Origin of the sequence: Aquimarina pacifica (genome assembly GCF_000520955.1) — a bacterium.
Classification (GTDB): Bacteria; Bacteroidota; Bacteroidia; order Flavobacteriales; family Flavobacteriaceae; genus Aquimarina; species Aquimarina pacifica.
Window position 1 is genome coordinate 48,920 of the sequence record NZ_JACC01000008.1, and the last position, 21,167, is coordinate 70,086.

A 21,167-nucleotide genomic window follows, 5' to 3' on the forward strand; every position below is an offset into this window, starting at 1 on the left:
TAGCGATCCCTTACTTCCTTTTAAAATAAAAGAAGAAAAAGTAAAATCGGTTAAAAGCAAATAAATTGATCATTGTTGCATTTTTAATACGCTGCTAAATTAGGTAAAACTATTGCTATTCTAAATAATTTTTATTTCTTTTTCATCAATAAACAAGTATTATCATGGATTTTTTAAATTTTAAGTCTAATTCTTAAAATATTCTAAGCAAAAGCCATATAACACTAAGAATTTTCTACAATACACAACACTAACAAACGTTTGTCAACTCTATATCAAACACTTATACAGACAAACTAAGGTGAAAATCATCTGCAATACGGGTATATTTTATCAATACATTTCTTATTAAAGCATATACCTCCCTAATTTCGGTTAATCATTACTTTATGATATAACTCCCATCGATTTACCTACGCTTATAAAAGCAGCAATTGCCTTTTCTAAATGACTTTGAGTATGAGCAGCAGAAAGTTGTACTCTAATTCTAGCTTTTCCTTGTGGTACTACGGGAAAGAAAAAACCAATCACATAAATTCCTTCTTTAAGTAATTTTGCCGCAAACTCCTGCGCTACTTTAGCATCATAAAGCATTATTGGAACAATAGGATGCTCCCCTTTAATGATATCAAATCCTGCCTCGGTCATTTTTGACCTAAAATACTTTGTATTTTTTTCGAGAGTGTCTCTAAGTATTGTTGAAGTCTCTAACATGTCTAATACTTTAATTGACGCACCAACAATAGATGGTGCCAGCGTATTAGAAAACAAATATGGCCTTGAACGTTGCCTCAACATAGCTACAATTTCTTTTCTGGCAGCCGTAAAGCCTCCTGATGCACCACCTAAAGCCTTACCATAGGTTCCGGTAATAATATCTATTCGGCCCATTACATTACGAAACTCATGTGAACCTCGCCCTGTTTTTCCTAAAAAGCCTGTCGAATGGCACTCATCTACCATCACCATAGCTTTAAATTGATCTGCTAGATCGCATATTTTATCTAATTGCGCAATTGTTCCATCCATAGAAAAGGACCCGTCAGTTACAATAAGTATTCTTCTAGCTCCTTGGGCCATCTCTAACTGTTTCTTAAGGTCAACCATATTATTATGCTCATACCTAAACCGTTTAGCTTTACATAACCTAACACCATCAATAATAGAAGCATGATTTAATGCATCAGATATAATAGCATCCTGGGCACCAAGAATTGGCTCAAAAACTCCTCCATTTGCGTCGAACGCAGCGGCATAGAGAATACAATCTTCCATTCCTAAAAAGGCTGCTGTCTTGTGCTCTAATTCTTTATGGATATCTTGAGTACCACAAATAAACCGTACCGATGACAATCCAAATCCATGAGAGTCGATAGCCTTTTTACCGGCTTCTATAATATCAGGATGTGTAGAAAGTCCTAGATAATTATTTGCACAAAAATTTAGAACGTCCTTAGTACCAACAGTATCAATTTTGGCTCCTTGAGGTGTTGTAATAACCCGCTCTGTTTTATACAATCCTGCTTGTTTTATTTCTGCAAGCTCTTTTTGCATATTTTCTTTGATAGCTGAAAACATATTTTTTTTGTTTTGATTGTTATTTTTTTTGAGATAGCATTATTCTTTATACCGATAAAGACTCCAGACTCCTTATGTCTGTATGATAGTAATTTCTCAATTTTTTGATCATAATTTTTGCTATTTCTTCTAAGGAATATTGAGGTTTCCATCCCCAATCCTTTCTGGCCTTATCATCATCTATTGATTTTGGCCAAGTTGCCGCTATTTCCTGACGGAAATCTGGTTGGTAAGTCACTTCGAAATCAGGATATAATTTACGAATTTCATGAACTACTTCTTCTGGCGAAAAGCTTATTCCGGAAAGATTATATGAAGTTCTAACAGAAATATCAGTTTTGGGAACACTCATTATTTCTAAAGTTGCTCGTATAGCATCATCTATAAATAGCATTGGAAGCGTTGTGTCTTTTTTTAGAAAACATTGAAACTTTTTGTTTAGCACAGCTTTATGAAAAATATCTACTGCATAATCCGTAGTCCCTCCTCCTGGTAATGATTGATACCCCACAATGCCTGGGTAGCGAATAGATCGTACATCAAGTCCATACTTATTAAAATAATAATTGCACCAGTTTTCTCCGGCAACTTTACTAATCCCATATACCGTGGTAGGATCAAGACTTACATTATTTGGCGTATTTTCTGCAGGAGCTCCTTGACCAAAAACAGCTATAGAACTAGGAAAAAAAACTTTATCAAGATTATTTTTTCGCGCAACCTCTAGTACATTAAATAGTGTTTTCATATTTACTTGCCATGTTGCCAATGGATTTTCTTCTCCTTTTGCAGAAAGTATTGCCGCCAAATGATAAATCTGAGTAACCTTATACTTTATTACAACATCTTGGATTCTTGTCATATCTGTTGCATCAATTACTTCAAAAATATCTTCACTTTTATTTTTGCAATAAACATCTGAAGAAATCACGTTTTTGACACCAAATGTGCGCCTTAATGCTTTTACCAATACAGAACCTAATTGACCATTTGCTCCTATTACCAACACCATATTTTTCATAACATCTTAAAATTTTAACACTAAAAAGCTTTTTTCACTACTAAAATTACAAAACACCACTTTTAAAGCCAATTAAATAGACTAATTAAGAAATAATTACTTTATATTATAAAATTTTAAGCTAAATTCACTTTTTAAAAACCAAAAAAATCAATAATACAGTAAATTTTACGCCTTAAATTATGGAAGAATTAGACCATATCGATATTACAATCTTAAGATTGCTTCAGGAGGACGCTAAAAAAACTGCAAAGGAGATTGCAGCTATTCTCAATTTAACATCTTCGCCCATCTATGAACGCATCCGCCGTCTAGAAAAACAGGGGTACATCAAAAAATATGTTGCCATCCTCGACAAAAAACTAATTGACAGATCAATAACCACTATATGTCAAGTTTCTATGCGGTACCACAATGAAGCATTTATCGAAGACTTTGAGCAGCAAGTTCAAAAGTTACAAGAAGTACAAGAATGTTACCACATGGCAGGCCAAGTAGATTTCATATTAAAAATTCACACCAAAAGCTTAGAGGAATATCATGATTTTATCAAGACAAAACTTTCGAAAATTGAAAATATAGGTGTTTTGAATAGTACTTTTGTCCTTAAAGAAATTAAGCATACTTCAGAGTTTTTTATTTGATCAATCCTCTATAAAAACTCAATGCATAAATAAAACACTTAAAAACAAATAGTTACGCAAACAAAAACAGCATTAAAAAACCCCAAACAACCCCATATCGTCTTAGACTAAAATCATTTTTATTTCTTTACTCTACAATAAATTTTGAATTATGTACTTTTGATAATGAATAGTTTTTACTCGATGATGTATGTCAATTTCAGTTTCTAATATTTCTAAGCTTTATAAGGATCAAAAAGCACTTACTTCGATTTCATTCGAAATTACAAAAGGAGAGATTGTTGGTTTTTTGGGTCCAAATGGTGCCGGTAAGTCGACATTAATGAAAATCCTAACAACATACATTGCTCCTTCAGAAGGCACGGCCCTAGTAAATAATTTTGATATTGATGCCAATCCAATTGATGTACAAAAGAGTATTGGGTATTTGCCTGAGCACAATCCTTTATATCTAGAAATGTATGTTCGTGAATATTTAAAATTCAATGCCCAAGTATATAAGATTAGTGCACCGAGAATAGAAGAAGTTATAGAATTAACTGGACTCACCCTCGAAGCTAATAAAAAAATCAGCCAACTATCAAAAGGATATCGACAACGTGTCGGTTTGGCCTGCGCATTACTTCATGATCCTCAGATCTTAATTTTAGATGAACCCACCACAGGTTTAGATCCTAACCAATTAGTAGAAATAAGAGAACTCATCAAATCGGTAGGTAAAGAAAAAACAGTATTTCTTTCTACTCATATTCTGCAAGAAGTAGAAGCGATGTGTGATCGTGTAATTATCATTAATAAGGGTACTATTGTTGCAGATAAGAATCTTTCTTCTTTAAACACAGAGACTGAACAAATCATTGAAGTAGAATTTGATTACCGAGTTGAAGACGCTTTTCTTATGAAACTACCCAATGTTGTAGCAGTAAAAAACACACATAACTTTACGTACCTGATTACCTTTAGCACTTCCATTGATATGCGCCCAAAAGTATTTGATTTTGCCCATGATCATGAGTTAAAGATATTACAGCTGTCAAGAAAAAATAAGAATTTAGAAAGTTTATTCAGAGAATTAACAACATAAAGGCTGTTAACTTGCATTTTCAAAATCATAAAGAATTTCTTTGATTTTTTCTACTGTAACTGGTTTAACAATATAGTCTCTCACATTTTCATAAGATTTAGCTCTAAGCACATCTTCTGAATCAACAGACGAAGAGACAATATAAATTACTATCTTTTTTTGATAGACAACTTTCATAAACTCTTCAAGAAATTGCCATCCATCCAACACTGGCATATTAAGATCTAATAGAATAACATCTGGTAATTCCTGATTATTTTCTATTATTGCTATTAACTCATTCAAAGCTTCTCTTCCATTTCTAAAAACAAGTGTTTTATTACAAAAACCTGTTAATTCCATTATTTTGGTCATACCAAAAACATAAATAGAATCATCATCAATGATACAAGCGGTATCAATTTTTCTCATATTGCATATAAATTTTAAAAGTAGTTCCAAAATCAACTTTACTTTCTACTTCAATTCGACCATCGATTGCCTCAACTTGATTTTTGGTTATAAACAATCCTATTCCTCTTGATTTTTCTATATTCGGATGAAACGTTTTATACATACCAAACAACTTAGCTCCATGTTTGTTCAAATCAATACCCAATCCATTATCCTCTATACTTAGCTCAACCTCTTCTCTTTTTATGCTAGCCCTTAATTTTACGTAACTATCTCTTTTGGGTGAGTGATACTTAATCCCATTAGTAATAAAGTTAAGCAATATACTATCGAGATATGCAGGAATAGCCATAACCTGGATATCCGTATCCACTTCATTTTCAATAGACACATTAGACTCTAATGCAATCGCCGATATACTCTGTACAACTTCATCTATGGCTTTTTTTAAATGGATGGGCACTAAATTTTGTTCTAAAGAGGTATTGATTGAGACAACCTCATTTAAATGGGAAATGGTTTCAGAAAGGTTTTTGGAGGCAGTTCTAAAAAGCTGCATAATCTCATTATTTTCGATTTCAGGGTTTTCCTGAATATACAGATCCAATAGCATTTCAAAATTACCAGAATGAGACTTCAGGTTGTGAGATACAATATGTGCGAAATTTTTGAGTCTTCTGTTCTGATCTTCTGCGACTTCTAATAATGATTTTAATTCTTTTTCTGCTTTTTTAATCTCACTAATATCAGTTGCAACACTTAGATAACCAATAATTTCATCATTTTCTTTTATCGTAGATACTGTTAATTGAACAGGAAAACCTGTACCATCCTTACGCATATGAGTCCATTCTTTAGTCTCATATTCTTTTTCATTTGCGCATATAAAAACTTCAAAACCTTTTACAGGACGGTTTAATAAAATTGATAGTTCTTTTTCTCGTTCCTTTAATTCATCTGCATTAAACAATATCTCGAAAGGCTTCTTAAACATCACTTCTTCCTTGGTATACCCCAATAAATTTTCTGCCCCTCTATTAAAAGTGGTAATCACACCGCTTTTATCGGCTCCAATAATTGATACTTTGGTAATATCATCTATTATATTTTCTAATTTGGTAATCGCTTCCTCTAATTTTTGCCTAGCAACAATCTTATGACTAATATCCAAAATTTGGGCTATACAATATGCGGGCGCACCATTTTCATCCTTGATAATAGAGGTCGAAAAGTTTACATAAACTATTTCTCCATTCTTATGAATACATTTTTTTTCTGCATTACTATACAGTCGTTCTCCCTTAAAGTGCATTTTGTATAAGTCATGACTCAATTTTATATCATCAGAATGAATAATATCTGTAAAAGACATGTTTGTTAACTCACTACTGGTATACCCTAACATGTTACAAAGTTGATAATTCACTTTAGTAAACCCACCTTTATCATCCATCATCGCCATACCAATTGCAGCATTCTCAAAGTTTCTTCTAAAAACCTCTTCACTCATTCGTAAACGAGTTTCTACCTCTTTAATTCGAGTTATATCTGCTGTATATATTATAACTCCCCCAATTTTATCATCATCAGTATACCAGGGGCGTAACTCCCAAGTAAGCCATTGTACTGATCCATCTAATCGTTCAAAACGATATTCATCACTTTTTAACACCTTCCCTTTAAGCCCTTCTTGATGATCTGCTTTCCACTTATCATTTATTTCTGGAAAAACATCATAATGTGATTTTCCTATAATATCTTTATCTTTAATATTGTAAGTTTCGAACCACTTAAGAGAGGTTGCCAAATAACACATATTTGTATCAAACATCGCTATTGCAGTTGGTGCTTGCTCGATAAAAAGTCGATTTTTCTCGAATGCTTTTTTTAGTTTTGTTATTTCCTGATGTGAGCCTATCATCCATTCTGGTTTCCCCTCGCTATCCCAACTTACCACTTTTCCTTTATCTAAAATCCATACGTATTCCCCATTTTTATGCTTCATTCGTGCTTCACACTCATATACCGAAGTAACTTTATCAAAGTGATCTTGTAGAAGTTTATTTGACTTTTTCAAATCTTCAGGATGCGTATTTTTATTCCAAGTATCAATGGATAATGGATATAATTCTGTAAGTGTATACCCTATTATTTCTGCCCAACGCTCATTGAAAATAATTTCGCCTGTCTGCACATTCCATTGCCAAGTACCTAAATCAGTTCCGTCAATAATATGCTGAAAATAGTTAATTTGTCTAAATAACCTTTTTTTGGTTTTTTTGATTTTTGTAATGTCGAAGTGAGTCCCTAACATTCGTGTTGGTTTTCTGTTTTCATCTCGAATAATAAGCCCCCTACATCTGATCCAAACAGTATGCCCTAATTTATGTTTGTACCTTACAATCTGATCATAAGGATATGAAGGATCCTTAGAATGTTTGGCAAAATTTGCATATACTAACTTGAGATCTTCTTCAAAAATTATATCCTGCCAAGCTGAGCTTTTGTGAGGCTTCTTGTTTGGATCATATCCCAATGTTATCCAAAATTTGGGGCTCATCCATTCATTATCAGGATCATTAAGATCCCAAAACCACAACCCATCTGTAGCGGCTTCCTGCAGAAAATCGAAAATTAAACTTTCACCTTTTATTAATGCATACAATTCTTTTTTTAGATAATGCTCTTCATTTTCCAAAGTAGAATCCACATCACTGCCTGTATATTCTTTCATAATTCTATATTTTGGGGTATAAAAAAAAGGAAGTCAGTCACTGATTAAGTAACATTTCAATTTAAGAATTCTAAACAACATACAACAGGAACAAAACCTCAATATTATTACGGAATAACACCCTGATTACAAAGGTGTTAAAACTAAAAATTACGTTAAAATCCCCTTAATTCTATTTCTTCGAAGCTTGCTAATACTACAAAAATAAATTCATATCCATTCTTAGAATTTATAACTATCAAAAAAATGTATGGGTTTTAAACTAATTTCAAATTAAGTAGTAATTAATACAATTGGTATTACCAAAACAGTAAACTACCCGTAAAAAATTCCTCTACCTCTATCACAGATGGTTTGTTTGTCGAAATGACATCTCCCGTACTGCGTATCTCTCCTCGAATTGATAGCTGAGGGTTTACAATAATCTTATTAGTACCTCGGTGGTATATTTGAACATTTTCTGCAATTAGATTATCGCCTTCAAATCTTCCCGTACCAGAAAAAAAGGCAACGTTCAGATTATTTACTTCTCCGGTAAGAAAAAAGGAAGTAATATTATTTCCTGAAATTCGCAAATTTTCACAGTTAACTTCTAAACTAAAAGTACCTGTAGTGGTACCTGTACTTTCTGTAAAATCTTCAGATTGCAGTAGTAATGATGGATAAGTTAATAGGCCATCAGATGAAATATCAAATTGTGTAGCACTTCTAATTTCTGTTATATTAGGAGAAGTTACAAAAATTTTAGTTTGATTTATCGCCCTAAAAAATGTACAATCGTTTGTATCACTAAGAACAAGTTGATCACCCTCTACTACTGCAGTAACCTCATTTAGTAAATTATCACCAGTTTCTATACGCACAGAAGTTGTTTCTCCCTGCCTCAAAACAAGGGCCACATTAGAATTTACTAATATCCTTGTAAAATCGGGAACCTCAACTTCTTTTTGAACGACATTACCTGTCCTTTGAAAGCAATCCGCGGCATTTTCTGAATCACAACCAAAAACGAATAGTATCAGAATAACATAAATGACTTTGTGCATCGTATTGTTTTTTTAAAATCGATATCCTATAGAAAACTCCATTACTTCGGCTTTAGCCGCATGTGATCTTACAGTAAATGAACCAAAAATATTTTTAGTAAAATAGCACTGCAACCCTGCCCTCAGGTATGTTCGTCCCTCAAAATCATATGGATAATACACATAATAACCAAGCTGAGTAAGAACAGAAATTTTATTTACTCGTAATTCATGCCCCAAAAACATTCCGACTCGCTTTGCGTCCTCATCCCCAGTGGTACCGTCATCAAATCCACCAACCGATCTAAAATATATGTAACGTTCTAATGCTCTAGAAAAAAAGACTTCGGCACCTAAATGAACGGCTCCCTTTTTATTAAATCGTTTATCTATAAAACCACCAACTGTATAAAATGGAAATCTTCCTGATCCTACTACATCACTTTCATTAACACCACTTCTAAAAATAAAACCATATCCGACTGGTTCTGTTTTCTTGACCAATTTTTTTTCTTTTGGCGGATATTCTGTTTCATAGTGATCTAGACTATAGGTAATTCCGGCATTCAAAAATAACGTATTTGTACTTTTATTAGGGGCTTTAGAATTTCCATTTGAATAATGCACCACTCCGAGTCCTGCTTGTAGCCCCAACCTATCTAGAAGGTTCTCTTTCTTAAAATTTAATAATGCATATGAAGCACTTTGCAAATGCGTCCCATATGCTATATTTCTAAAGTTGCTATCTTCATCATACGGACGCGTGGCATAAGACATTCCCTGTCCTATTCTCAAGAATAACAGCCTATTAAAAAAATAAAAATTATAATGTAAGAATACCCCTAAATGTTCCCCTAAATATTCATTATCCATATCTTGATATATGAAAGAAACTCCATAATCAGGATTATTATATAAGCGCTGCCACTCTTTATCCCCGAACGTTTTTTGCTGAAAAGAAAGAATTATTCCTGAAGGATGCCCAGTAATCAAATGAGAAATATCAGGATTATGTTTTAATATAGAACCGTGGAAATTATTTACATCTATACCAAAATGTTTCTTATCTTCTTGAGCATTAAACAGCATGCTATTAACAAGTAAGAATACTAAGCAAATTCTTTTGATCATGCTTGCAAAAATAACAATACTGTTTTAAAAGTTCACAAAGATTATTACAAACCTACTTAATAAGATATAAGGTCACATTTACAAAGTATTAAGACAATATTCGTTTCTCAGAGACCTATCAAAATACGGCTTCAGCAATCTTTTTTATGTTATCAGACTTACCCATAGAATAATAATGCAATACTGGCACACCATATTGCATCAACTCCTTAGACTGTTGTATGGCAAATTCGATCCCTACCTCTCTTACTTGTTTATTGGTAGCACATTCTTCTACAGCTCTAACCAATTCATCTGGCATATCTAGTTTGAACACCTGAGGTAATAATTGTAAATGTTTTTTTACGGCTACAGGCTTAATTCCCGGAATAATTGGTATGGTAATCCCAGCTTTTCGGGCGGCTTCAACAAAAGAAAAATATTTTTTATTATCAAAAAACATTTGTGTAACAACATAATCTGCTCCAGCATCTACTTTAGCTTTAAGCCTTCTAATATCTGCATCCATAGAAGGAGCTTCCATATGTTTTTCTGGATATGCTGCAACACCAATACAAAAATCAGATTGATTATCGGACTCTATCACTTCATGAAGAAATTGTCCTTTATTCATATTGGTTATTTGTTCAACCAATTCATTTGCATAACTGTGCCCTCCCTTGGTTGCAGTAAAGTATTTCTCTTCCTTCATAGCATCACCTCGCAATGCCATTACATTATCAATCCCCAAATAGTGACAATCTACCAATAAATACTCTGTTTCCTCTTTTGTAAAACCTCCACAAAGTACGTGAGGTATTGTATCAACACTATATTTATGTTTGATAGACGCACAGATACCTACAGTACCAGGACGCATACGAGTTAATTTTTTATCCAACAACCCTTCTTTGTCGATATAAATAAATTCTTCTCTAGAAGTGGTTACATCTATAAACGGAGGGTTAAACTCCATCAAGGGATCAATATTATTGTATAATTCCTGAATACTTCTTCCTTTTTGTGGTGGTATCAATTCAAAAGAGAATAAGGTTTTTTCTTTTGCTTTTTTTATATGCTCTGTAACTTTCATTATTTTATTTATAATTCTTAGTTGGTTATTTTACTTTGGGTATGCCTACGTCTTATTTCAGTCGGGTTTTCACTACTTGCTTGTTATGATCATAAAAGAGCTCGAACAAATCTCTCAACCCATCACGCTCATTTTAACTAAAATCTCATGAATGCCTTGTTCTTTTTATATTATTTATCTTTTAAAGTAGCAAACAACAAATTTATTTGCCCTAAATGGTAAATATCATGTTGCAATATACCTTGCATCATATATTCATTTTTATAATCCTTACCCAATACAAACTCAGACATCCAAGAATCTGGTTTTTTACTTAACAATTGAATAATTTCTCCTTGTGTTTTCTTGAGTTGTTTAATACCTTCGATCTTCTCTGCTTCATTAGTCACTGATACATCTTTCCGCCAATCCATTTCAGAATTCATTGAAATACTATACGATTGATTCTCTTTTAGCTTTTCTATTACAAAAACTCTCCAATCAATCACATGAACAATCAATTCAGCAATTGTATGTGCCACTCCCTTGGATCTTTGATCCCAAAATTTTACAGGAATTGCTTCTACTGATTTTAGTATTGATAGCCCGTACCAAGGTGTTCCCTCAAAAACTTCTTCAAATTGCGATACAATATCTTCTATATCCATTCCTTACTATTTAACCAAAAACATAAAAACTGAAAGGTTTTAAAAACCATTCTAATCTTCTAAATTAGGACTTAACCATCTTTCTGCTTCTTCGTATTTCATAGCCTTACGAGCTGCAAAATCCTTGACCTGATCACTTTTTATTTTACCCAATCCAAAATACCTTGCTTCTGGATTTGCAAAATAATATCCTGATACTGATGCTGCCGGCCACATTGCCAAACTATCCGTAAGCTCTACTCCTATTCTCTCTTTTACCTGTAGCACTTCCCAAATAGTAAGTTTTTCTAGATGATCAGGACATGCAGGATAGCCAGGTGCTGGTCGAATTCCTTTATATTCTTCTTTTATTAACTCAATATTACTCAATGCTTCTTCTGAGGCGTAACCCCAATCATCTTTTCGAATTTTTTTATGCAGATATTCAGCAAAAGCTTCAGCCAAGCGATCCGCCAATGCTTTGATCATAATTGAATTATAATCATCTAAATCTTTCTCAAAAGCCTCTGCTAGTTCTTTTGTCCCAAACCCGGTAGTTACGCAAAAACACCCCATATAATCCTGTATACCTGTTTCCTTGGGAGCTATAAAATCAGATAATGCAAAATTCGGCTTACCTGCATACTTCTTTAATTGCTGTCGCAATGTTCTAAACGTAAACCTTTCGTTTTCAGAAACAATTTCTATATCATCATCCTTAACAGTATTAGCTTCGAACAATCCATATACTGCTTTGGCTCCTAACAATTTTTCGTCTAGAACTTTTTGCAATAATTCCTGAGCGTCATTAAATAAATCAGTAGCTTGTTTTCCTACTACTTCATCTGTCAAAATTGCCGGATACTTGCCATGTAAATCCCAAGATCTAAAAAACGGAGTCCAGTCAATAAACGCTTCCAATTTCTTCAAATCAAAGTCTTCTAAAACGTGAATCCCTAGTTTATTTGGTTTCGTAATTTCTGATACCGGCCAATCTATGGTATATTTATTCTTTCTGGCTTCCTCAATAGTTAGGTATTCTTTTTTCTTCGTTCGTTTTAAGAACCCTTCTCTAAATTTCTCATAGTCTTCTTTGAGATCACCCACATATTTCTGGTTGCTTCGCTTATTTAACAAATCACCAACAACTGTTACTGCACGAGAGGCATCATTTACATGTACTACCGCATTTTTATACTGAGGATCAATCTTAACAGCGGTATGGGCCTTAGAAGTAGTCGCACCTCCAATTAATAATGGTACTTTGAAATTCTTACGCTCCATTTCTTTAGCTAAATGTACCATTTCATCTAATGATGGAGTAATCAAACCACTTAATCCTATTATATCAACTTGCTCATCAATTGCAGTTTGTATTATTTTCTCAGCCGGGACCATTACCCCAAGGTCAACAATTTCATAATTATTACAACCCAATACTACCGAAACAATGTTCTTACCAATATCATGTACATCTCCCTTGACAGTTGCCATTAATACTTTTCCTGCATTATCTTTTTGACCAGAGATTTGAGGATTTTTCTTCTTTTCTTCTTCTATATATGGCAATAAATGCGCTACAGCTCTTTTCATTACACGGGCAGACTTTACCACTTGAGGTAAAAACATTTTTCCCGAACCAAATAAATCTCCTACCACATTCATCCCTGTCATTAAGTGTCCTTCAATAACCTCTATTGGTTTATCAACACTTAGTCTTGCTTCTTCAACATCTTCTACTATATATTCGTCAATACCTTTTACCAAAGCTCTGGTGATTCTATCCTGCAAAGGCTCTTCTCGCCACGAAAGATCAACAACTCTTTCTTTACTTGTTCCTTTTACAGACTCTGCCAAATCTAATAATCGCTCTGTAGCATCCTCTCTACGATCCAGAATAACATCTTCTACATGTTCTAATAACTCTTTGGGTATATCGTCATATATCTCTAGCATTGCTGGATTTACAATCCCCATATTCATCCCTGCTTTGATAGCATGGTATAAAAATACAGAGTGCATTGCTTCTCTTACCCTATCATTACCTCTAAATGAGAAAGAGACATTACTTACCCCTCCACTCACACTACAATGAGGTAAATTTTCACGAACCCATTTGGTTGCCTCAATAAAATCGATGGCATTTTTTCGATGTTCGTCCATTCCTGTTGCTACAGGAAATATGTTTAAGTCAAAAATGATATCTTCTGGAGGAAAATTGACTTTATTTACCAAAATATCATAAGACCTTTTAGAAATTTCCAATCTACGATCATAATTATCTGCCTGCCCAACTTCGTCAAATGCCATTACGATCACAGCTGCTCCATACCGTTTTACCTTTTTGGCATGGGCAATAAACTCTTCTTCTCCTTCCTTGAGACTAATAGAATTTACCACGCATTTTCCCTGTACTACTTGCAATCCTGCTTCTATGATATGCCACTTTGAGCTATCAATCATTATAGGCACTCTTGCAATATCAGGTTCTGCCATAATAAGATTCAAAAAGCGCACCATGGCTACTTCTCCATCAATAAGGCCATCATCCATATTGATATCTATCACCTGTGCACCTCCTTCTACTTGATGCCTAGCAATACTTAAAGCTTCATCAAATTTTTCTTCTTTGACAAGACGCAAAAACTTACGAGACCCAGCTACATTCGTTCTCTCCCCAACATTAATAAAGTTAGTTTCGGCAGAAACGATCATAGGTTCAAGCCCTGACAGTTTTAGATATTTTCTCTCTTCTTTCTTACTCATATCTTATACAGTAATTCCGACTGTTCTGGGTTTGTAATTTTTAGCTAATTCGGCTATAGCATATATATGTTCTGGTGTAGTCCCACAGCAACCTCCAATAATATTAACCAACCCTTTATCCATATACTCTTTAATCTGTTCTGCCATTTCTTCAGGTGTTTCATCATATTCACCAAAAGCATTTGGTAGTCCCGCATTTGGATGCGCGGATACACCAAATTCTGCTTTCTGGGCAAGAACTTCGAGGTGTGGAGTTAATTGGTTAGCTCCCAAAGCACAATTAAATCCAATAGACAACATAGGAATGTGAGAAACAGAAATTAAAAAAGCTTCTGCCGTTTGCCCTGACAATGTTCTCCCACTGGCATCTGTAATTGTACCACTTATCATAATAGGAACATCTACACCTCTTTCATCCTTCACTTCTTCTATAGCAAATAATGCTGCTTTGGCATTAAGGGTATCAAATATGGTTTCGACCAACAAAATATCAGAACCACCATCTAATAATGCTTCTACCTGTAACTTATATGCTATTCTTAATTCATCAAAAGTAACCGCTCGATATCCGGGATCATTTACATCAGGAGACATACTTGCAGTTCTGTTTGTAGGACCAATTGACCCTGCTACAAAACGCGGTTTATGGGGCTCTTTTTTTGTAAACTCATCAGCTACCTCTTTGGCTATCTTTGCAGATTCATAATTAAGTTCATATACTAACTCTTCCATTTCATAATCAGCCATGGCAATAGTAGTACCTGAGAACGTATTTGTCTCCACAATATCTGCCCCTGCTGCAAAATAAAGCCTATGCACTTCTTTGATCGCCTCAGGCTGAGTGATGCTCAATAAATCATTATTCCCTTGTACAGGAACTGGCCAATCTTTGAATCGGTCTCCCCTAAAATCTTCTTCTGTAAACTTATTTCTTTGAAGCATTGTCCCCATCGCTCCATCAAGAATAAGAATTCTTTCTTCTACTATTTTTTTTATATCCTTCATTTAAAAACCAATTAAGGTGAATCTCAGCATACCCTGAAATAAAACAAACATTGCTAATTCCTTACAAAATCAAAGAATTAAGCTAAATATAGTATCAAGAAAAATAAACGGGAAAAATATAGCGCTGGCTATGAGTCTTCGTTATCTAGTCCGATATAACTAACGGATAGAACGTAGCACCTTCTTTAAAGAATAAAGGGTTGCTAAGGCATCATAGGGTCTATTCCCTCCACCTTTCTTGATAACAATTGTATGTTTATGAACTATAAATAATTTTTCAATTATTTACGAGATGCAAAGAAACACCATAACCTTTTGTTATGCAAGTTTCTTTTACTATTTTATATAGAAAAGACCATCAAAGATGGTCTTTATGAGATTTACTGCCTAATAACAGTTATATATTTATCTTAATAACGCCAAAGTCTTGTTCCTCCAAAACCACCGGTATTGTGGCCCAAGGTTATATAATCAGGACCTTCAACAAATCCTCTTAAAATCCCCGAGCTATTAGCACTTCCTTTGGGAACATCTGCCCAATCCAGCCATAATTGACTATAAAATCGACTTCCCCAGGCTATATTAGACCATGATGGTTGACCCGATATAAAAAAACGTTCTCCGAACCAAACCACCATATTACCATATTCTCTGATGTAGTAAACTCCACCGTCATCCCCTATCCATCTTCCTGTGATATCATTTTCATCATTAACGGTGCCGAAACCAGCAGAACGAGGTAGTGGCAAATTTGCGGGTTTACTGGTTTTTGTCCAAAGAGATCCTCCAAATTGATTTCCTGATGTTTTTGAAATTGTTAGCCCAAAACACCCAATATACAGCGTCAAGCTCCCTTGTCCCTGAATACCTCCTTTTGGGACGTCATAAAACGTTCCTGTAATTGTCTTTCCGCTTATGGTTCCTTTAAAAACATTAGACCAAAATCCTGACGGATGTTCTCCGAACCAATATAATTGATTCCCGATTTGCCTAAAATAATAATGTCCTCCATCATTACCATAATAGTACCCAGATAAATTCGGTACGTATGAACACCAATCAAAATCAATTGGAAAGTCAAACCCTTTTTCTCTCAGGGAATCTTTTTGAATTTTGGTTAGATATTCATCTTTGGTTAATTCGTTTGAGACTATTTCACTTTCTTGTTCTAAAATATACTCTTCTTCTGATAAGTGCTCTTTTTCACAATTTGTAAATAAAATTGCAGTTCCAAATACCATTAATAAGCAAGTTAGCCTAAATAAAAATGCAGTTGTTTTCATGTGATGTGATTTTTTATTCTGATAAACAGGCCCCCTACTAAGAAACTTAGGACCTCTTTCAAAAATAAACCAATCAAAAACAAAAAAACAGAGACTAAAACCCCTTTATGTACAGGTCAAAGTGGAGATTTATCGGGGTAAAAAACCCTTTTTTCCTAATGCTCAATTACTCCAAATTTTGATCATTAAGTTTTAAAACAGCACTTAGTGTAAAATAGATGTTTACCAAGTATTAAAATAAAAAAAGGTAAATCATATGTGATATGATTTACCTTTTTTATTTCAAATCAGAAATTCTAAATTATTCTGACCAATATTTTAATGTAATTTCGATCCACCCTTCTTCGTTTTCTAATTCTGAACTAATTTCTGCAACTACAGAAGAGGCTCCATCAAAATATCCATCATATGCGTCAAAACGATACGTTCCTACCGGAAGGCTTTCGAAAAGATTAACCTCGTATCTAGACGTATATGAAACTTCTCCAGTTTCTAGATTTGTCGCGGCATACCCAGATAAAGTTGTAGCATCAACATCTTGCCCGCTATTCTCATCAACAAGTTTAATAACTACGTCAAAAGCTGCAATGCTCTTTTGATTAATTACAGTTGTATCTGTTTCAATGTTTTGTTCCTCTATAGTATTTGCCTGTTTCTCACAAGAGAGTAAAAGACACGCAAGAACTAATAAGGGAATTAGGTTTAGGTTCTTGATTTGTGACATTATTGTTGGTTTTAAAAGTATTGTGATACACAAATGTCAGAAATCTACTTGTAATAGTGTCTTATTAAACACCTCCCTAACTATTATTTAACTTAATTTAAGTTTTTTTTAAGAACCTAAAATCGCTATCCATATTTGTTCTAATTAATGATGATTTTTCACGTTACTAATTATCAATTAAAACCAACAAAATTCTTTGGACAAAAAAGTAATACGAGCTACGACTCGGGAGCTAATTCTATTATATAATCTCATCCAAATTAATCACCAAATATCAAGATCTATGGTTTTTTAGAAACCTTTAAGATCTGTACATATAGTTAACAGTTCTATGTTACACCAAAACAATCTCTTTGAATTGAGGTTAAAACACATTAAATATTTATCATAATCGAACTCTATAAAAGGAAGAATGAGAAAATTTAAGTCGAAGATTAAAAACTAACCAAAAAGACAATTGATTAGGCATATTTGTTTTTTACAATTAATTAACAGTATTTTTAAAGAAAATTAATTTTTTTAAACAAAACACAATTAATTTAATCACTACAACCATGAAAACAATAAATTATTTTTACACAACACTACTTCTATTGATCCCATTACTAACTAACGCTGCAGAGTACAACATAAGCTCTGTAGAGGATTTAGAAAACTTAAATTTAAGCGCCGGAGATGTTGTTATATTAGCTGATGGAACATACAATTCAGATGAAAGAATCTTATTTTCGGGAATTGGCACAGCAAATAACCCAATCACCTTTAAGTCCGAAACCCCTGGAGGTGTTATATTTAATAATGGCCTTAAAATAGATATCGCCGGAGAATATCTAATAGTAGATGGCTTTTACTGGAATGGTGGATATGGAGCAAGCAATTTTATTCAGTTTAGAAATGGAACAAATTACGCTCAACATTGCACCATCAAAAATTGTGCTATAAATGGGTTACAAGTAGATCCAGATGATGTCGAATCAGGAACAAGTGTTAAGCACAGATGGATCGTATTGTATGGAAATTACAATACTGTAACAAACTGTTCATTTATGAACAAAAGCACTTCGGGAGCTCTTATATTAGCTGAATACGAGTACAATGCAGAGGGAGGAAGATGTAATGAGGTTGGACATATTATTAGTAATAATTATTTCTTTAATTATGAGAAAATTGACCCAGACCTGACCAATGCAGGTGATAGCGAAACAATAAGAATAGGTACAAGTGAGTATCAAAATGTAAATTCTGCAGCCACTGTAAGCAATAACTATTTCGTACAAGCGGATGGTGAAAATGAAATAATCACTAATAAAAGTGCCAATAATAGCTACCTAAATAACACCTTTAGAAGATGTAGAGGCTCATTAGTAATGCGTCATGGTCCAAACGCAACAGTAGTCGGTAATTATTTTTTGGGTGAAAACGTAGAAGGTACCGGAGCAATTAGAATAACTGATAGCGATCATACAATAACAAATAATTACATTCAAAACTGTGTTACAACCCAAGACTTTGCAGCTTGGAATAATGGATTAACATTCGTAGGAGGTAATACAAGTTCTGTGTCTAATTGTGCATCAACAAGTGTATCCAACTCTTATCAAGATGTTGAGAATATCGATTTTTCTAATAATACATTTATTAATACTGAATCTCCTATATATTTTAATGACTCTAGAGATGGAGCCGATAATGTTTATGGTACCGTTACTGATAATGTGATTTATTTCGGAAGTAACAATTCGAATATTTCTAACATTATATCTGGTGCTTATAGTACTATCGGAAACTCACTTACATTTTCTGGTAATGTATATGAAGGTTCAGATTTAGGTGAATCTGTTAATGGCTTTACATCAGCTAATTTATCAGCTACTAGTAATGGTGAAATATTTACAATATCTGGTGCTAACGGTGCAGGTGCCAATATATCTAGTAGTCCTTTTACAGATAATGACGTAGCCTCTACTGTTGGAGCTTGCTTCCTAGATGCTAACGGTAATAGCCTTACTGGTTGTGATGGAACTAGCACCGATTATCTAACTGTAAGTTCTGTATCAGAGTTTGACGCCAATGGAGGTTCTCAAACAATAACCATAACATCAAATATCAACTGGACTGTAAGTGAAAGTAGTTCTTGGCTATCAGTTAATACTACTAGCGGGTCCAATAATGGATCAACAACAGTAACCGTAAATGCCAACACAACAACTTCTTCTCGGACAACTACTATCACTATTTCAGGAAATAGTATTAGTCGAAATATTACAATATCCCAAGAAGGCGAAGAGGATACTACAACATGTCAAGAACAGAATGCCTTTTCAACTATTGAAGGTGAAGACTTCTGCGAACAATCTGGAATACAAATAGATAATGATAACACTTATGCTGGCTGGATACAAAATGGAGATTGGATTATGTATGAAGATGTTGATTTTGGTACAGGAGCCAGTTCGATTTCTGTTTTAGCATCAAGTCAAAATTCCGGAGGAACTATAGAAATACGTCAAGGAAGCACAACAGGAACACTTATTGGAAATGTAACCGTTACATCCACAAACAGTTGGGACACATGGCTAACATTTACTGAGGATATTTCAGAAATAAGCGGAACTCAAGATATATACCTAGTATTTACTGGAGGTTCAGGGTATTTGTTAAATGTTGATTCATTTGAGTTTACAGAATCCACTGAACCCAACAATGATAATTTAGCCTTGGACGGCACTGCATCACAATCCTCAAATTATTCCTCTACACTAGGACAAGCCAATCTTGCAATTGATGGTAATACTAATGGAAATTGGAATGGTGGTTCAGTAACCCACACATTATCTTTAACCGGATCTTGGTGGCAGGTAGTACTTAATCAAGAAACTAATATTGGCGAAATAGTAATTTACAATAGAATTAACTGTTGCATGGACAGGCTTTCTAACTTTACGGTAACTGTAATCAACAGTAGTGGTAATGAAGTATACACACAAACCATTACCGAAACCCCTAATCCTTCAATAACTATTGATGCTAATGGAGCATTTGGTAACACGGTTAAAATAACTACTAATCTAATCAATACTCCACTTTCTTTGGCAGAAGTTGAGGTTTATGAAGGCGAAGGCTCTTCAAGCTCTTGCAGCTCAGGAACAAACCTAGCCCTAAATAGTACAATCATTGACTTTAGCTCTGAGCAAAACACAACAAATACGGTGAGTAATCTCATTGACGGTAATGATGGTAATAGATGGTCAGCAGAGGGATATCCCCAATATGCCGTAATCGATTTAGGTGATCATTATAATATTAATGAAATAAATTTGGTAACCCATAATGACAGAGATTATCAATTTACAATAGAAGGTTCTACAACATCTGCTACATCAGGACTTTCTACTTTAGTCGATGCCAGTAACAATTCAGATTCAGGACCTATTAATAGAACCTTTACCACACAAATAGTAAGATATGTAAAACTTACTGTGGTCGGAGCGAATAGTTATGCAGATTCTTGGATATCCATTTCGGACTTCGAAATTATTTGTGCAGGAGACAATGCAAAAAACACTTTTGCTGATACTATTTCCGAGGTTACTGCTTACCCTAGTCCTTTTACAAAAAGTCTGTCAATTCAAATAAATAAAACAGACCAAACTATTGGAAATGTAAAATTATTTGACCTCTTTGGGAAACTGATTATTTCTCAAAGTATTAATGGACGCAATGGTGTTTTAAATAACTGTGACGCTATAGCTAAAGGAATATACTTACTACAAGTAGCTAACCCTCAAGGTCAAACTATATCGGTCACTAAAGTAACTAAAGAATAATACTATTTCTAAATGGCTCAATAAAAAAATAAAAAAGACTGTCTGAAAAGACAGTCTTTTTTTATGTAACCCATTATTGCATTGAAACTTCGCTATTAGGCTTTGAGATACAATTAATACTGGTGTTTTCTTGATTTTAGCATACACCGCAGATGACATTAAAAAAAACAACGAAGCCACAGAATTTGCAGTAGTCCAAACTACGTCATTACACTACATTCTTACACACTGAAAAGTCTTGGATGTATCAAAAT

At 34.0% G+C, this 21,167-nt stretch carries 15 protein-coding genes and 1 riboswitch; of the genes, 3 read left to right on the forward strand and 12 right to left on the reverse strand.

Going from position 1 to position 21,167, the window contains the following annotated elements; all coding sequences use genetic code 11:
- Positions 1-387 precede the first annotated feature (387 nt).
- The gene (gene kbl / locus DZ60_RS0105675; protein WP_025741124.1) at positions 388-1,578 is read right to left on the reverse strand and encodes a glycine C-acetyltransferase; all 1,191 of its coding nucleotides are present in this window, start codon (positions 1,576-1,578) and stop codon (positions 388-390) included.
- Positions 1,579-1,624: 46 nt separating this feature from the next.
- Positions 1,625-2,599, reverse strand: coding sequence for an NAD-dependent epimerase/dehydratase family protein (locus DZ60_RS0105680; RefSeq protein ID WP_025741125.1), 975 nt, complete (start codon positions 2,597-2,599; stop codon positions 1,625-1,627).
- Between the two features lie 182 nt (positions 2,600-2,781).
- On the opposite strand from DZ60_RS0105680, the gene DZ60_RS0105685 reads away from it, so the two are divergent.
- Together DZ60_RS0105685 and gldA are read left to right on the forward strand one after the other, a co-directional pair.
- On the forward strand, positions 2,782-3,243 hold the full coding sequence (locus DZ60_RS0105685) for an Lrp/AsnC family transcriptional regulator (protein WP_025741126.1): 462 nt from the start codon (positions 2,782-2,784) through the stop codon (positions 3,241-3,243).
- A 190-nt stretch (positions 3,244-3,433) separates the two neighbouring features.
- Positions 3,434-4,327, forward strand: a complete 894-nt coding sequence (gene gldA, locus DZ60_RS0105690; RefSeq protein ID WP_025741127.1) for a gliding motility-associated ABC transporter ATP-binding subunit GldA — start codon at positions 3,434-3,436, stop codon at positions 4,325-4,327.
- A gap of 6 nt (positions 4,328-4,333) precedes the next feature.
- Here gldA and DZ60_RS0105695 read toward each other — a convergent pair whose 3' ends face one another.
- The 10 genes from DZ60_RS0105695 to DZ60_RS0105745 form a co-directional block, all read right to left on the reverse strand.
- Complete coding sequence (locus DZ60_RS0105695; RefSeq protein WP_025741128.1) at positions 4,334-4,738, reverse strand: response regulator; 405 nt, start codon at positions 4,736-4,738, stop codon at positions 4,334-4,336.
- Positions 4,725-7,454 carry a PAS domain S-box protein gene (locus DZ60_RS24050; RefSeq protein ID WP_025741129.1) on the reverse strand — a complete coding sequence of 910 codons (2,730 nt, stop codon included), beginning with the start codon at positions 7,452-7,454 and terminating at the stop codon, positions 4,725-4,727. The genes DZ60_RS0105695 and DZ60_RS24050 overlap by 14 nt, the downstream gene beginning before the upstream one ends.
- Positions 7,455-7,753: 299 nt before the next feature.
- Positions 7,754-8,500: a head GIN domain-containing protein gene (locus DZ60_RS0105705; protein ID WP_025741130.1), complete on the reverse strand. Its 747-nt coding sequence runs from the start codon at positions 8,498-8,500 to the stop codon at positions 7,754-7,756.
- Between the two features lie 12 nt (positions 8,501-8,512).
- Positions 8,513-9,610, reverse strand: coding sequence for an acyloxyacyl hydrolase (locus DZ60_RS0105710; RefSeq protein ID WP_034228827.1), 1,098 nt, complete (start codon positions 9,608-9,610; stop codon positions 8,513-8,515).
- A gap of 118 nt (positions 9,611-9,728) precedes the next feature.
- A complete protein-coding gene (gene metF, locus DZ60_RS0105715) occupies positions 9,729-10,682 on the reverse strand; it encodes a methylenetetrahydrofolate reductase [NAD(P)H] (RefSeq protein WP_025741132.1) in 954 nt (317 codons plus the stop codon).
- 170 nt (positions 10,683-10,852) lie between these two features.
- Positions 10,853-11,329 (reverse strand): DinB family protein, encoded by a 477-nt coding sequence (locus DZ60_RS0105720; protein WP_025741133.1) that lies wholly within the window; start codon positions 11,327-11,329, stop codon positions 10,853-10,855.
- A 51-nt stretch (positions 11,330-11,380) separates the two neighbouring features.
- Positions 11,381-14,074 carry a methionine synthase gene (gene metH, locus DZ60_RS0105725; RefSeq protein WP_025741134.1) on the reverse strand — a complete coding sequence of 898 codons (2,694 nt, stop codon included), beginning with the start codon at positions 14,072-14,074 and terminating at the stop codon, positions 11,381-11,383.
- A 3-nt stretch (positions 14,075-14,077) separates the two neighbouring features.
- Positions 14,078-15,079: a homocysteine S-methyltransferase family protein gene (locus DZ60_RS0105730; RefSeq protein WP_025741135.1), complete on the reverse strand. Its 1,002-nt coding sequence runs from the start codon at positions 15,077-15,079 to the stop codon at positions 14,078-14,080.
- A 138-nt stretch (positions 15,080-15,217) separates the two neighbouring features.
- A riboswitch (SAM riboswitch) is annotated at positions 15,218-15,327 on the reverse strand.
- Between the two features lie 162 nt (positions 15,328-15,489).
- Complete coding sequence (locus tag DZ60_RS24055; protein ID WP_152537372.1) at positions 15,490-16,362, reverse strand: hypothetical protein; 873 nt, start codon at positions 16,360-16,362, stop codon at positions 15,490-15,492.
- Between the two features lie 301 nt (positions 16,363-16,663).
- On the reverse strand, positions 16,664-17,086 hold the full coding sequence (locus DZ60_RS0105745; protein WP_025741136.1) for a hypothetical protein: 423 nt from the start codon (positions 17,084-17,086) through the stop codon (positions 16,664-16,666).
- Positions 17,087-17,640: 554 nt separating this feature from the next.
- Here DZ60_RS0105745 and DZ60_RS24060 point away from each other — a divergent pair.
- Positions 17,641-20,913 carry a chondroitinase-B domain-containing protein gene (locus DZ60_RS24060; RefSeq protein WP_025741137.1) on the forward strand — a complete coding sequence of 1,091 codons (3,273 nt, stop codon included), beginning with the start codon at positions 17,641-17,643 and terminating at the stop codon, positions 20,911-20,913.
- The last annotated feature ends 254 nt before the right edge of the window (positions 20,914-21,167 follow it).